1 pseudogene is annotated in these 343 nt (G+C 61.5%); it reads right to left on the bottom strand.

Annotated elements, in window-relative coordinates:
* Positions 1-343 (bottom strand): annotated as a pseudogene (locus DSD19_RS21135) (IS3 family transposase); the annotation flags it as partial.

Here is a 343-nt window from a genome sequence, read left to right as displayed (position 1 = left end):
AAATCCGGTACAGCTTCTTCTCGTTCATGATCATCCCCTTGCGCTCCAGCATGATGCCCACGCGCCGATAGCCGAAGCGTCGACGCTTCTCGGCGATCTTGTGCATCTCCTCACGGATTTCCGGGTTATCGGGCGGCCGCTCACGCCGCACCGTCTTCGGATCGACACCGATCAGGACGCAGGCCCGGCGTTGCGAGATCGGATGATCCCTCATCGCCCGCAACACCGCGTCCCGCCGTTGCATCGGCGTCGTCACGGTTTTCCCAGCAGATCCTTCAGAACAACGTTGTCCAGCATGGCATCCGCCAGCAGGCGCTTCAGCTTCGCGTTCTCATCCTCGAGC

Source organism: Rhodovulum sp. BSW8, from assembly GCF_003314725.1.
GTDB classification, from domain to species: domain Bacteria; phylum Pseudomonadota; class Alphaproteobacteria; order Rhodobacterales; family Rhodobacteraceae; genus Rhodovulum; species Rhodovulum visakhapatnamense.
Note: the sequence above shows the minus strand (reverse complement) of the source record. Positions and strands in the feature narration are given on the sequence as shown.